This is a genomic window from Pontibacter liquoris (genome assembly GCF_022758235.1).
GTDB lineage: Bacteria > Bacteroidota > Bacteroidia > Cytophagales > Hymenobacteraceae > Pontibacter > Pontibacter liquoris.
Map to the genome: position 1 here is coordinate 152,904 of NZ_JALEBG010000001.1, position 13,883 is coordinate 166,786.

Here is a 13,883-nt window from a genome sequence, read left to right on the forward strand (position 1 = left end):
AAAGGATGGGCAGAAATGGTGGCAGCAGGTCGCGCTCAGTAAGGTTTGTGGGCAAGAAGCCCCGGGCTTTTATCTCACCGCTTCATAGCCGCCTACGATACCTTTTTTGGAAAGCACCAGTTGCCAGAGCTGGTTGTTACGGGCCCGGAATGAGCCGGCGCTGGAGAGCAGGTAGTATTTCCACATGCGGTAAAACCGGTCGCCGTACTGTTGCTGTAACTGGGGCCAACTCTGGTCGAAATTGTGGAACCAGGCCATAAGCGTATTATCATAGTATGGACCGAAGTTGTGCCAGTCTTCCACCACGAAAAGGTGCTCCATGGCTGCGCCCAGTTGTTTGATAGAAGGAATCAGGCAGTTGGGGAAAATGTAGGTGTCGGTAAACGGGTCGGCAGAGGTGCGGGAGAAGTTATTGCCGATTGTGTGGAGCAAGAACAAGCCATCCGCTTTCAGGCAGCGGGCAGCAGTTTGCATATACGTGCGGTGGTTGCGGTAGCCTACATGCTCGGCCATCCCCACCGATACCACGTGGTCAAACGTTTCGCGCACATCGCGGTAATCCTGCAACCGGATCTCTACGGGCAAGCCTTTGCAGCGCTCCCGCGCCATTGCTGCCTGCTCCTGCGATACCGTGACGCCTACTACCTGAGCGCCATACTTCTCGGCGGCAAACCGGGCAAAGCTGCCCCAGCCGCAGCCAATGTCAAGCACCCGCTTGCCGGGCTGCAGGCGTATTTTGCGGCAGATTAGGTCGAGTTTGTTTTCCTGGGCCTCGTCCAGGGTGTCGGCATTTTTCCAGTAGCCGCAGCTGTAGGTCATTCGCTTGTCCAGCATCAGTTGGTAGAGGTTGTTGCCGATGTCGTAGTGCCGCTGCGCATTGCGGGCGGCTTTGCCTTTGGCCTGCAGGTTGAGCAGTTTTGGCAGCAGCAGGCTCAGCACCGAGCGCCAGCCCAGCCGGGCCGTTTTATACAGATCCGCCCGCAGCGCCTGAAAAACGAAGGCATCCAGTTGTGCACAGTCCCACCAGCCGTCCATATACGATTCGCCCAGCCCCAGCGTGCCTTGCGTGAGCACGCGTTTGTAGAACCGCTCGTCGTGCACGTGTAAATCCCACGGACGGGAACCGTTTATCTTCACATCCGCTGTTGCTAAAATATCGGATACAGGCTGTTGCAGACGAGAGGTGCTCATAGCGCTTGGTTGAGTATAAGTGACTGGTATATAGTTGTATACTTGTATTGGCTATGAACGCTTTAGAAGTAGAAGGGTTAGGAAGATAGCGGCGTGGTAAAAACAAAGGCAGCCTCTGTAAAAAGCTGCCTTTGTGGTAAGCTCTGGTATTTATCCCTGCAAACAAGTATAAACACTGAAAACAGAAAAGGTCGCGCAAGCAGGTACGGCTTTTCCAGTGAAGACCTTATTCAATTTTATACTAATGCCATATAAGCTTCCGTACCTGATTTTGAATGGATGCCGCTTTAGTAGGGTTTTGCGGAATGAGAGTCCTGCTGGGCCTGCTGCACGCCTTCTTTGGTAGCAGTATTGCCGATCGGTCCGTCAGTGCCTGCCACTTTATCCTGGTGCATCTTCTCACGCATCTGCTTGATGCCTTCGGCCACCCGACGGCCATATTCTTCATCGGCCTGGGTAAAGTACTCCACCATTTTATCCTGGATGCGCTTGTCGCAGGCAGCCAGGGTGTTCGACAGGTTCATGATGAGCTCGTCACGCTCCCAGCCTTCGAAGTTGCGGAACGTTTCACCGGCCTGCTTAAAGTCGTTGGCCCGGTCTATCTTTTGGCGTACAAGGTTGGCTTCGTAGCGTGGTGTATAATCTTTGCCCGCTTTCTGCGCTTCTGTCAGTCCTCCCAGCACCGATGGCTCATAGTTTACGTGGGGGTTCTGCCCCTCGGCAAAATCTGTTTTGTACGCCATTTGGCCGCCGCGCTGGTTGGTCGCTACGCGGGTTCTGGGGGCGTTAATCGGCAACTGTAAATAGTTTGAGCCCACGCGGTAACGCTGGGTATCAGAATAAGAGAACGTACGGCCCTGCAGCATTTTATCGTCTGAGAACTCCAGCCCGTCTACCAGCACGCCCGTGCCGAAAGCGGCCAGTTCTACTTCGTTAAAATAATCCACGGGGTTTCTGTTCAGGGTCATTTTGCCTACCGGCAGGAAGGGGAACTGGTCTTTTGGCCAGAGTTTGGTGTCGTCGAGTGGGTCGAAATCCAGTTCCGGGTGCTCATCGTCGCTCATGATCTGCACGCAGAGTTCCCACTCCGGGTAATCGCCTTTTTCAATGGCTTCGTAGAGATCCTGGGTGGCATGGTTAAAATTCTTGCCCTGCACTTCTTCCGCTTCTTTCTGGGTCAGGTTGCGGATGCCTTGCTTCAGCGGCTCCCAATGATATTTTATCAGCACAGCCTCGCCATCCTGGTTCACCCATTTGTAGGTGTTTACGCCGGAGCCCTGCATCTGGCGGTAGTTGGCCGGAATGCCCCAAGGCGAAAAAAGGAAAGTAGCCATGTGCGTAGCTTCCGGGGTGCCGGCAAAGAAATCGAAGATCCGTTCGCCGCTCTGGATGTTGGTTACCGGGTCAGGCTTTTGCGAGTGGATCAGGTCCGGAAACTTCATGGCATCCCGGATAAAAAAGATTTTGAGGTTATTGCCTACCAGGTCCCAGTTGCCGTCTTCGGTATAGAATTTAACAGCAAAACCGCGAGGGTCGCGCAGGGTTTCGGGCGAGTGCGTGCCATGGCCTACTGTGGAGAAGCGCACAAAGACCGGCGTCTGCTTTCCTTTTCCCTGAAACAATTTGGCGCGCGTATACTTGGCGATAGGTTTATCGCCTACTTTGCCGTAGGCTTCGAATACGCCATGGGCACCGGCACCTCGGGCATGTACCACCCGCTCCGGCACCCGCTCCCGGTCGAAGTGCGAGATCTTTTCAATAAAGTGATAGTTTTCCAGGGTTGCCGGTCCGCGGTTGCCCACCGTGCGGATATTCTGGTTATCGGTTACCGGGTGGCCTTGCCGCGTAGTTAGCGTGCGGCCCTGTTCGTTTTCATTTGCTGCGCCAGAAGAATTTGCCTGGGAGCCCTGCTGCTTTTTATTGTTTTCAATCATGGGTACATGCTGCTAAGTTGAAATAAAGGGTAGCCTATACTTCTTTAACTACAGCAATGTGCAATTAGTTGTGTTTAAAATTATATTTAATTGCTTTGTGCCTTAGATAGGTGTGAGGAAGCAAGCGTTAGTGATCTGTAGCGTTGTTCTTCGCGCGCAAGGGGAGTGAAGCTTAACCAGAATTGACAATCCTAAACTATACTTGCTTACGGATTCCCGATAGATTTAAAGCTTTAAATCGTATACAAGGTGGCTATCACAACTACAAAGCCGCTCAAAAGCAGCAGCCCACTGTAGGCAAAGAACAGCACGAAAAACTTATAGACGGTGCGCCATCGTCTGCTACCGTAGTAATTGCGCATAGAGCGGTAAATGTACCATAAAGCTACCAGCGCGCCTGCTAATTGTAGCCAATCCTCCATAAAAGGCAGCACCCAGCTTAGCAGGATCAGGATCGAAAAGAACAGGAATAGAAAAGAATGTACGTGTATAGAGTAGATCAGGTGCTCTGTGTAATACTTTGATGATCGGAAGCTTACCAGTTTCAGGATCAGGGCAAAGAGTGGCAGCAGGATAAACATCATTTTAGGCACATGGCTTACCAGCTTGATCTTAAAGAGCTCCCATTTCAGTTCATCATCCTCTAGCACCTTCCATTTTGCTTTAAGAGAGTGTGATACAGCATTGTCGCCAAAAATTTTGACTGACAAATTTGATGGTGTTATGTGAGTGGGGGCAGCAACGGCCGCCTCGTTTTTCTTGCCGGTACTGTCTGAAATTGCCTGGCCTTTGTCGAGGAGGTTGTACGTGGCTTCTCCCGCTTCTGCAGAAACGGCATTGCCAACAACTTTTTTTACTTCTTCAGCTTCTGCTTTGGTCATGGTATTCTCCGCTGCAGCTTTGTCTTTGATGACTTCCTTTTTGTTGCTGTTTGAGTTGAGGTTGAAAAGCGAAAAGAACACGATGCTGATGAAGATGTACATGCTGATCGGGCTGAGGTGCGAAGCGCGCCTGCCGGCAAAATACTCTTGTGTCAGAAACCCTGGTTTTGTGAAGAGTGGAACCAGGCTATTGAAAAGCTTTGACTCGAAATGAAAGTAGTGGCTTATGCTGTGTAATGCCAGGTGCAGAAAATTTTCGTGCAGCTCCAGGTTCTCCTGGCCACAGGCAGAACAAAATTTATCAGAAACAGTGGTGCCGCAGTTAAGGCAGTTTTTATCAGATCGGTAATGCTTTTTCATAGGGGCTTCTGCCTTAAGGGCTCTAAAGTAAGCAACCCAATCTTATTTTTTTGATAAACTCAAATGAATATTTAATTTATACGATATAGGTAGCTTTTTGCGGAAGTTTAACAGCCTGGCGGAATGCCCGAACCTGCTGTGTGTTAGCATGAGCGCTGGCTGCCAGGTGTTACCTGCAAGCCCTAAAACACCAGCTTGAATATACTTCCCACGCCTTCTTTGCTCTCTACCTGTATACTTCCCTTGTGCAGCAGCATGATGTGCTTGGCCAGGCTGAGCCCGATGCCCGAGCCGTCTTTGTGGGAGGTGAAAAAGGGGATGAAAATGCTTTCGAGCAGCTCTTCCGGAATGCCGCTGCCATTGTCCTGCACCTCTATCAGCACGCTGCCATTGTCGAGAGGGCCGGCGGCAAGTATAATGTGCGGGTCCGGCCTGTTTTGCACTGCCCGTTTGGCATTCAGCAGCAGGTTAATGAGCACCTGTTCCACCAGGTTCACATCAGCCTGAATGGTGAGGCTGCCGGGGTGCACATGGCATTCTAGTGCAATGCCCTGCGCTTCGAGCTGCGGACGCATCAGCCCGTTTATACTTTTAAAGAGCTCCTGCACATACACGGTGGTCACCATCAGCTCCTGCTGCTTGTTTAGGTTGCGGTAAAAATGGGCAAACCGGAGCAGGCCTTCGCTGCGCTTTTTAATGATGCCAATGCCTTCTTCCGTGTCCTGCAGCAGTTCCAGGTCAGGTTTGGCCTGCGGGTCGGCGGTATACTTCTGGTGGGCGGCATGCACGTGGCGCTCCAGGCTGTCGGCCAGCGAGGCAATGGGGGCTACCGAGTTCATGATCTCGTGCGTCATCACGCGCAGCAGTTTCTGCCAGGCCTGGGTTTCGGTGGCGTCTACGGTGGCGCTCACGTTCTTAACTGCTATCAGCAGGATGTCGCGGTGCTGCTTGGTAAAAGCCGTAGCCGAAAGCAGCAATTGCGAGGAGCCGCCGGGCAGCTTCAGTTTCAGCAATTTGTTGTCGTTCGGGGTCAGGGTAAGTATAGCCGCGTACAGGTCGGGGTAGCGGGGCTCCAGGCCAGCCAGGTTTTTGAGGTAGGGTAGGCCCAGGATCTTTTTAAACGCATCGTTTACCCATTCCACTTCGCCCGTTTCCTCATCCAGGGCCATAATGCCCGTGTCGATCAGTTGCAGGATGGTTTGCATGTACTGGAACTGCGCTTCCCGCTCGATGTGCAGCTGCTTAAAGCTGTCGTTGATGAGGTTGAAAGCCGTGTGCAGTTGCTGCAGCGAGCTGTTGGTGGTATGCTCGTTAAACCGCTGCGAGAAATCGCGTTGTTTGACGGCCTGCAGGAATTTGGCCAGCTCGTTGTTGCTGCGGGTGATGTAATTGGCCAGTTCTCCTACCTGGGCCAGCATAATAAGTATACCCGATGTTACCTGCAGCCAGGTAAACTGCACCAGGTAGTGCAGCGTCAGAAACATCATCCCGAAAATAAGCAGCAGGCGGATGAAGAGCCCGAGTTCGAGGCGCTTAAATATCATGCTTGTTGAGGCGGCGGTAAAGGGCGGTGCGGGTCAGGCCAAGTTCTTTGGCCGATTTGGAGATGTTGCCGTTGTTTTTCTCGATGACGCGGATAATTGTCTCGCGCTCAATCTCGCGCAGCGGCAGCGTCATGTCGGGTACAAAAGCCGCAGCAGGCTGAGCGGCTACAGGCGCTTCCATGGCCGAGAAGCTGAAATCTTCGGGCTGCAACACGTCACTTTCGGCCATAATGATGGCGCGCTCTACGGCGTGCTGCAGCTCGCGGATATTGCCCGGCCAGGTATGATGGTTGAGCTTGCGGAGGGCGGCATCCGAAAAATCAGGCACCGGTTTATGGTTCTTGGTGGCATAATATTGGGCAAAGTGGCGGGCCAGCAACTCCACGTCGCCGTGGCGCTCGCGCAGCGGCGGCAAGGTGATCTCGACGGTATTGATGCGGTAGATGAGGTCTTTGCGGAACAGGTTGCGGGCAGCCAGCTGGTAAATGGGCTCGTTGGTTGCCGTGATCAGCCGGATGTCTACGGGGATGGGTGTGTTGGAGCCCAGCGGAATGACCTGGCGGTTTTGCAGCACCGTGAGCAGCTTGGCCTGCATGGCCGGCGAAATATTACCGATCTCGTCGAGGAACAACGTGCCGCCGTTTGCGGCTTCAAAGCGGCCGGGGCGGTCTTCTTTGGCATCGGTAAACGCGCCCTTTTTGTAGCCGAACAGCTCGCTTTCGAACAGCGTTTCGGTCAGGGCCGCAATATCCACGCTCACAAAAGGCTTGCCGGCCCGGAAAGATTTCTGGTGCAGCGCACGGGCTACGAGTTCTTTTCCGGTTCCGTTCTCGCCCAGTATGAGCACATTGGCCTCGGTTGGAGCGATCTTGTCGAGTTTGCGCAGCACCTGCTGTATGGCTTCCGACTGGCCAAGTATGGCGGTGGCATCGGCGGCTTTGGGCGTGCTGCTCGGGGACTTGGTGCCGCGCTTTTTCTGCTGCCGGTGCTCCAGGGCATTGTGCAGCGTTTCGAGCAGCTTGTCGTTCTGCCAGGGCTTGATAATAAAGTCAAAGGCCCCAATCTTCAGCGACTTCACGGCCAGAGCCACATCGCCGTAGGCAGTGATCAGTATAACGGTGGCGTTCTTGTCTTTCTCCAGGATCTGGCTGAGCCAGAACAAACCTTCGTTGCCGGTGTTGAGGGCACTTTTAAAGTTCATGTCCAGGAAAATGACATCGAACTGCTCCCGCGCAAGTATGGCCAGCAGGTTGTCCGGGTTTTTCTCCGTCACCACTTCTTTCACCTCGGGTTTGAGCAACATCTTAAAAGCGAAAAGCACATCGGTTTCGTCGTCAACCACCAACACGCGGGCATTTTTTAACTGCGCCATACTTGCCAGAAATCTAATTTATACTTCGAAGATACTAATTCCTTTGAAAATGTCTGAATCAGCCAGAGCAGGATGAATTTTCTGAATCAGGATTTGCAGGATTTTAAACTCCAAGCTGCATTATTCTAAATTTATACTTTAATCCTGCCAATCCTTTCATCCTGTAAATCCTGATTCAGACGATGACCTGTACCACAAGCGCACAGGTGTAGCAAGTAGAAGTGTATCGAAAGCGGACAGGTTTTAAAGGTATGAAGTGCGAAATGCGCTGACAATCAAATATTTGCCCTTGTGGCATGCAAATTTCTTAGCTATTTTCAGCGCAGCCCGCTTTTCCAGGCTTCTGAAAACGAACAAACGAATTCCGATACCTCTTAACACCTAAAACTATGTTTAAGAATTACCTTAAAATGGCGTACCGCAACCTGATGCGCCACAAAGTCTTTTCCCTGATCAACATTCTGGGACTGGCGCTGGGCATGACCTGCTCCATCCTGATCCTGCTGTGGGTGAAGGATGAAGTGAGCTTCAACCGCTTTCATGCCGACATCGACAACCTGTACCGCATCATGGAAGTGCAGCATTACCCGGGTGGCGACGACCTGACTGTGGATGCCACACCCGGTCCGCTGGCCGAAGCGCTGGAGGCCGAGCTGCCCGAAGTGAAGCATGCCGTACGCAGCACGACCTGGGATTGGAAGCAGTTGTTTTCCTATCAGGATAAGGTGCTGAAGGTAAATGGCCGCTACGCCGATCCGGAGTTCTTCGAGGTGTTCTCGTTTTCGCTGCTCTACGGCGATGCCACGCAGGTGCTGAAGCAGCCCAACTCGGTTGTGATTTCGGAAACGGTCGCCCGGCAGTTCTTCGACTCGCCGGCAGAGGCCATGGGGAAGGTGTTTAAGATCAACAATGACAAGAGCTACAAGGTAACGGGCGTGGTGCAGGATGTGCCTAAGAACTCGAGCATGCAGTTCGACTACGTAATGCCGGTGCAGGACTGGATCAACAGCCCTGGCAACGAATGGCTGAAAGAGTGGGGAAGCAACGCCCTGCGCACGTTTGTGCAGCTGCAGCCCGGTACCGACATTGTGTCGCTGAACAAAAAGATCAAGTCTTTTCACCAAAGCCACGTCAAAGATTCTAAAACAGAAATATTTGTGCAGGCGGTAGGGGATATGTACCTCTATTCTGATTTCCGGAATGGCAAAGTAGGCGGCGGCCAGATAGAATATGTGCGCCTGTTTATCATTGTGGCTGTTTTTATCCTTGTAATTGCCTGCATCAACTTCATGAACCTGGCTACGGCGCGCTCGGCCAAACGGGCCAAAGAAGTGGGCGTGCGCAAAGCCATCGGGGCAAGCCGGCCGGCTCTTATCCGCCAGTTTATGGTAGAGTCGCTGCTGGTAGCTTTTTTGGCGCTGTTTGTGGCCGTAAACCTGGTAGGCATCCTGCTGCCGCACTTCAACGACCTGACCGGTAAGTATATTGAACTGAACTTGGCCGATCCGCAATTCATTTTCCTGCTGCTGGGCGTGGCCATACTTACCGGCGTTATCTCGGGCAGCTACCCGGCGTTCTTCCTTTCTTCGTTCGACCCAGCCGTGGTGCTCAAAGGCACCGTGAAGCTGAACCGAAACGTGGCCGTGTTCCGCAAAGGGTTGGTGGTGTTCCAGTTCATCCTTTCGGCGCTGCTCATTATCAGCACGCTGGTGGTATACCTGCAGCTGCACTACATCCGCACCAAAAACATCGGCCTGAACCGCGAGAACCTGGTATACGTGCCGATAGAAGGAGAGATGAACAACCGTTATGAGGTGATCAAGCGCGAGCTGCTCAACACGCCGGGCGTGCTGGCCGTAACGGCGGCTAACCAGAACCCGCTCATGGTGGGTAACTCGACGGGCAGCATTAACTGGAACGGCAAAGATCCGAATGCCGATATCCTGTTTAGCGTGATGACGGTAGATTACGATTTCCTGAAAACCATGGGGATCGCGCTGAAGGAAGGCCGTGACTTCTCCAGGGAGTATGGCACCGACACGGCCGCTTTTATTGTGAACGAGGAAGCAGCTCGCCTCATGCAGCTGAAAGAGCCGGTAGGCGAGTGGGTGGAGTGGGGCAACAAGGGCCACATTATCGGGGTGATGAAGAATTTTTACTCTACCTCCATTCACATCCCCATGCAGCCCCTTATTCTGCGCCTGCAGCCCAAGGACGAAAATACCCTGTTTGCCCGCGTTGCCGGTGGCCGGACACCTGAAACCATGGCCACCATCGAGCGCATCCTGAAGCGGCAGAACCCGGCTTTCCCCTTTGAGTACCACTTTATGGACGACGATTACGAGCGCATGTATAAAAGCGAGGCCATTATGGGCGCGCTGACAAGGTACTTCGCCTTTATCGCCATCTTTATTTCCTGTATGGGCTTGTTCGGGCTGGCTCTGTTCACCGCCGAGCAGCGCACTAAGGAGATTGGCATCCGCAAAGTGCTGGGCGCTTCCGTGGCGAGCATTGTGCTGATGCTGAGCAAGGATTTCCTCAAACTGGTGCTCATTGCCAACGCCATTGCGCTGCCGCTGGGCTGGTACTTTATGAGCAGCTGGCTCAACGACTATGCCGACCGCACAGAGCTGAGCTGGTGGATCTTTGCGGCTGCTTTTGTGGCCACCTTCCTCATTGCCATGCTCACGCTCAGCTTCCATGCCATTAAAACAGCGGTAGCCACGCCGGTTTCCTCGCTGCGCACCGAATAAAATTTTAATATCCGACCCATTTGTACAAAACAAAACCATGAAAAAATCTTTAGTAGTACTGTTTGCCTTGCTTGTTTACTTTTTGCCAGCCTACGCCCAGAAAACCTACAAAGGCCTGCCGGTGATAGAAGCGCGCACAACCCTGGCCGACTACCGGATCGGCAACGACTGGGTAAAAGGAAGCTGGAACATTTCGCCGCAGATTTCGCCGGATGTGCTCAAAATTCCGGTGCACGGCAAAAAGGCGCAGGTCGCTTTTTATACCGATTCTGATTCTATCCGCTTTGCTGTAAAACCAGGGAAATCCTACCCGTTCTATGTACTCCTGAACGGCCAGTATGCCCTGACCGAGTTGCAGGGATATGGCTTTAAGGCCCTGGCGTTCGACACAAAAAGCAAGGTGCCGGCTTATACTATGCAGTATGAAAAAAATGCCGGTAACCCTTACCTGAATACCCTGCGGGAGCAGTATCAGCTGGATGCCCTGGTGGCAGGCGCTGTTAACGATACCGAAAAGGCCCTGCGCATGGTACACTGGGTGCATCAGCAGTGGCAACACAACGGCATGAATGAACCCAGCAAGCCGGATGCCCTCACGATCCTTTCCGAAGTAAAAGAAGGCAAGCAGTTCCGTTGTGTAGAGTATGGCATTGTGACCACTGCCTGCCTGAACGCGATCGGGTTGCCTGCCCGCACCATGGGGTTAAAAATGAAGGAGGCCGAAACGATTGAATTTGGAGCAGGCCACGTGTTGCTGGAAGTATACTTGCCCGACCTGCAAAAGTGGGTGCTGCTGGATGGCCAGTTTGATGTGATGCCGGTGCTCAACAATGTGCCCCTGAATGCCGTGGAGTTTCAGCAGGCCATCGCCAGCAACTATGATCAGCTGGAGATCCGCAGCCTCTCGGGTGCCAGCAAGGCACAATACGCCAACTGGGTATACCCGTACCTGTATTACTTTGACGTGAAGTTCGACAACCGCGAAGGAGCAGACTTTACCCGGGAGAAAGTGGATGGCAAACAGTCGCTGATGCTGGTGCCCACCGGAGCCAGGCAGCCAAAAGTGTTCCAGCGAATTAAACCGATCGATTACTGTAAGTATACCAACTCGGTGGCAGACCTTTACGCGCCACCCGTTATGACAGGCCAGGCGGCCGCGGCTCTGAAGTAAACCAGGTAGATGCTTTTATACTTAGCGGAGCGGAAACCTTTTCTAAGTATAAAAGCGTTTATTATTTACAAAAGCAGCGATCAAATGCCGTAAATATGCGTATCTTTGTGGCATGTTTCTTGAAGAATAAACAGCAAGAAAACGTTCTTTAACTTACGGGGATGACTGGAATTGACAGCTTGTGCAAATAGCGTGTAAGCATGTCGGGTGATGAACGTACCACCTGTTAAAAAATCCGTTCGAACAATAACTGGCGAATATAACTACGCCATGGCTGCTTAATCCAAGTATTAAGCAATTGCCATAGTCTCGTGCAGGTTTCGTGAATCTGCTTGCACATAGAGGCTTCGATCCGATTTACTAGCCTGGGCAAGGGTGCGGTGCCCAGTCGAAACCAAAGCATCTAAGGAGTGCGCATAAGCCTGACTTATACTTGCAAGCTCCCGACAATCCGAATAAGTCTAAGCATGTAGAAAGCCCGTTGATTTCCTTGTCTGGACCAGGGTTCGAATCCCTGCATCTCCACAGTACCATTAAAAAGGCCTGCTGATCACTGATCGGCAGGCCTTTTTGTTTTATGCCGCAGCATGCGTACTGCGGCGTTTATACTTGCTTTCTGCTATAGCGCCTCTACCAGGTCCTGGTAATAGTCCAGGCCCAGGTGCGTGATCAGGTCTTCGCCCATCATGTGGCGCAACGTGTTCTGCAGCTTAATAAGCTGCTTGAAAATGTCGTGCTCGGGACGCAGGCCTTCGGCGGTTTGCGGCGATTTGAAATAGAACGACAACCACTCCTGTATGCCGCTCATGCCGGCACGCTTGGCCAGGTCGCTGAACAGGGCCAGGTCCAGCACAATAGGCGCTGCCAGGATAGAATCGCGGCACAGGAAGTTGATCTTGATCTGCATCGGGTAGCCCATCCAGCCAAAAATATCAATATTGTCCCAGCTCTCTTTGTTGTCGCCGTGAGGCGGGTAGTAGTTGATGCGTACCTTGTGGTAAAGCTCTCCATAGAGTTCCGGGTTAACTTCGGGCTGCAGAATATCATCCAGCACGCTCAGTTTGGACACTTCTTTTGTCTTGAAGTTATCCGGGTGGTCGAGCACATATCCGTCGCGGTTGCCCAGGATGTTGGACGAGAACCAGCCTTTGATGCCCAGTGCGCGGGCATGCAGGCCGGGCGCCAGGATGGTTTTCATCAGCGTCTGGCCGGTTTTAAAGTCTTTGCCGCCGATGGGGGTTTCCGTTTGTTTTGCCAGCTCGATCAGGGCCGGAATATCGCAGGTGAGGTTCGGGGCGCCATTCATGAACGGAATGCCCAGTTTGATAGCGGCATAGGCATAGATCATACTTGGCGAAATAGCCGGATCGTTTGCCTGCAGACCTTCTTCAAACGCTTCAATGGTTTGGTGCACTTCCGATACCTCGATGTATTTCTCCGTAGAGCCGCACCAGACCATCACCAGGCGCGAGCAGTCATTGGCCTCTCTGAAATTTTCAATATCATCCATTACCGCTTTGGCCAGGTCGGCTTTGGTAGCCTCCTGTTTTACATGCTGGCCGTCGAGGTTGGCGACATACGATTTATCAAAAACCGCTTTCATGGGCTTTATGGCTTCCAGTTCGGCTTTCACGGCATGCAGCATCATGGGCTCCAGCACACGGGCGTTCATGGCCGCTTCAAACACATTGTCGTTATACAGGTCCCAGCCGCCAAAAACAATGTCCTCCAGGCTGGCAAGCGGCACAAAGTCCTTGATCTTGGGGAAACGGTTCTCGGTTCTTTTTCCCAGGCGGATGCTGCCCATCTGGGTTAAAGAGCCGACCGGCTGCGCCAGGTTCTTTTTTACGGCTTCTACACCGGCAATAAGCGTGGTGGCGACAGCGCCTAAACCAGGTATTAAGATGCCCAGCTTACCGTCTGCTTTTTCTATGACATTCTGCATGTGACTTATAGTTGACAGGGTTGAAAATAATTTTGAGAGGAAGTATACACGTCAGGCCCTTAGTATTTTAGCTCCCCGGTATCGTTTACCAGAAGAATCCTAGCCGTTTCATCGTAAATTTCAATTACGCTTACGGAAGCCGGGCTTATTTCGATGCGTTGAAACAGATCTAGATGAATACCTGCATAATAGGCCACGGCCGATTTGATCAGATCGGCATGACTCACCACGGCTACCGTTTGCTGTGAATGCTGTGCCCGCAGTTTCTCCAGGCCACCGATCATGCGGGCCTGTGCTTCCGGCATCAGCTCGCCCCCCGGTATGCGGGAACTGCTCCGGAACGTATTGAAGCGTTGGAAGGCTGGCTGGCCGCTCAGTTCCTCAAACGTAACGTTGGTCCAATCTCCAAAATTGATCTCTATAAAGTCTTCGCATACGGTATGTTCCAGGTGATGGCTGGCGGCAAGAGGCGCAGCCGTTTCCTGGGCCCGCTCCAGGGGGCTGCTGTAAACGGCAGCAAGCGGCACGCCTGCCAGCCGTTCGGCCAGTTTCCGGGCCTGGGTTTTTCCTTCTTCATTCAGGGAGATGCCAGCCATGCGGCCGGTGAGGCGCTTGCCAACCGTATCGTTGGTGGCATGGCGGATGAGGAGAAATCGGGTCATTTAAATCGGTTAATCTGTTTTGTATCAGGTACTATACTTTGCTGCCGGCATTTACAGCATAACTAAGGGC

General features: G+C 52.6%; 9 protein-coding genes and 1 other RNA gene. 3 read left to right on the forward strand and 7 right to left on the reverse strand.

Annotated features, from left to right (window positions below):
• Positions 1–69: 69 nt before the first annotated feature.
• The 5 genes from cfa to LWL52_RS00645 form a co-directional block, all read right to left on the reverse strand.
• On the reverse strand, positions 70–1,191 hold the full coding sequence (gene cfa, locus LWL52_RS00625; protein ID WP_242916192.1) for a cyclopropane fatty acyl phospholipid synthase: 1,122 nt from the start codon (positions 1,189–1,191) through the stop codon (positions 70–72).
• Between the two features lie 287 nt (positions 1,192–1,478).
• Positions 1,479–3,125 (reverse strand): catalase, encoded by a 1,647-nt coding sequence (locus LWL52_RS00630; RefSeq protein ID WP_242916193.1) that lies wholly within the window; start codon positions 3,123–3,125, stop codon positions 1,479–1,481.
• 233 nt (positions 3,126–3,358) lie between these two features.
• The gene (locus tag LWL52_RS00635; RefSeq protein WP_242916194.1) at positions 3,359–4,366 is read right to left on the reverse strand and encodes a DUF3667 domain-containing protein; all 1,008 of its coding nucleotides are present in this window, start codon (positions 4,364–4,366) and stop codon (positions 3,359–3,361) included.
• A gap of 182 nt (positions 4,367–4,548) precedes the next feature.
• Complete coding sequence (locus LWL52_RS00640) at positions 4,549–5,910, reverse strand: sensor histidine kinase (RefSeq protein ID WP_242916195.1); 1,362 nt, start codon at positions 5,908–5,910, stop codon at positions 4,549–4,551.
• Positions 5,900–7,282 carry a sigma-54-dependent transcriptional regulator gene (locus tag LWL52_RS00645; RefSeq protein WP_242916196.1) on the reverse strand — a complete coding sequence of 461 codons (1,383 nt, stop codon included), beginning with the start codon at positions 7,280–7,282 and terminating at the stop codon, positions 5,900–5,902. The genes LWL52_RS00640 and LWL52_RS00645 overlap by 11 nt, the downstream gene beginning before the upstream one ends.
• A 389-nt stretch (positions 7,283–7,671) precedes the next feature.
• On the opposite strand from LWL52_RS00645, the gene LWL52_RS00650 reads away from it, so the two are divergent.
• The 3 genes from LWL52_RS00650 to ssrA all read left to right on the forward strand — a co-directional run bounded on the left by LWL52_RS00650 (position 7,672) and on the right by ssrA (position 11,734).
• Entirely contained in the window at positions 7,672–10,035 is a 2,364-nt protein-coding gene (locus tag LWL52_RS00650; RefSeq protein ID WP_242916197.1) for an ABC transporter permease, read from the forward strand.
• Between the two features lie 37 nt (positions 10,036–10,072).
• Positions 10,073–11,206 (forward strand): transglutaminase-like domain-containing protein, encoded by a 1,134-nt coding sequence (locus tag LWL52_RS00655; RefSeq protein WP_242916198.1) that lies wholly within the window; start codon positions 10,073–10,075, stop codon positions 11,204–11,206.
• A gap of 157 nt (positions 11,207–11,363) precedes the next feature.
• Positions 11,364–11,734: a transfer-messenger RNA gene (gene ssrA / locus LWL52_RS00660) on the forward strand.
• Positions 11,735–11,825: 91 nt separating this feature from the next.
• Here ssrA and LWL52_RS00665 read toward each other — a convergent pair.
• A complete protein-coding gene (locus tag LWL52_RS00665; protein ID WP_242916199.1) occupies positions 11,826–13,151 on the reverse strand; it encodes an inositol-3-phosphate synthase in 1,326 nt (441 codons plus the stop codon).
• A gap of 59 nt (positions 13,152–13,210) precedes the next feature.
• Entirely contained in the window at positions 13,211–13,813 is a 603-nt protein-coding gene (locus tag LWL52_RS00670; RefSeq protein WP_242916200.1) for a histidine phosphatase family protein, read from the reverse strand.
• Between the last annotated feature and the right edge of the window lie 70 nt (positions 13,814–13,883).

Bases quoted from the DNA above. Each gene is read 5' to 3' on its own strand.
- cfa (WP_242916192.1), bottom strand. From the start codon at position 1,191: ATGAGCACCTCTCGTCTGCAACAGCCTGTATCCGATATTTTAGCAACA.
- LWL52_RS00630 (WP_242916193.1), bottom strand. From the start codon at position 3,125: ATGATTGAAAACAATAAAAAGCAGCAGGGCTCCCAGGCAAATTCTTCT.
- LWL52_RS00635 (WP_242916194.1), bottom strand. From the start codon at position 4,366: ATGAAAAAGCATTACCGATCTGATAAAAACTGCCTTAACTGCGGCACC.
- LWL52_RS00640 (WP_242916195.1), bottom strand. From the start codon at position 5,910: ATGATATTTAAGCGCCTCGAACTCGGGCTCTTCATCCGCCTGCTGCTT.
- LWL52_RS00645 (WP_242916196.1), bottom strand. From the start codon at position 7,282: ATGGCGCAGTTAAAAAATGCCCGCGTGTTGGTGGTTGACGACGAAACC.
- LWL52_RS00650 (WP_242916197.1), top strand. From the start codon at position 7,672: ATGTTTAAGAATTACCTTAAAATGGCGTACCGCAACCTGATGCGCCAC.
- LWL52_RS00655 (WP_242916198.1), top strand. From the start codon at position 10,073: ATGAAAAAATCTTTAGTAGTACTGTTTGCCTTGCTTGTTTACTTTTTG.
- LWL52_RS00665 (WP_242916199.1), bottom strand. From the start codon at position 13,151: ATGCAGAATGTCATAGAAAAAGCAGACGGTAAGCTGGGCATCTTAATA.
- LWL52_RS00670 (WP_242916200.1), bottom strand. From the start codon at position 13,813: ATGACCCGATTTCTCCTCATCCGCCATGCCACCAACGATACGGTTGGC.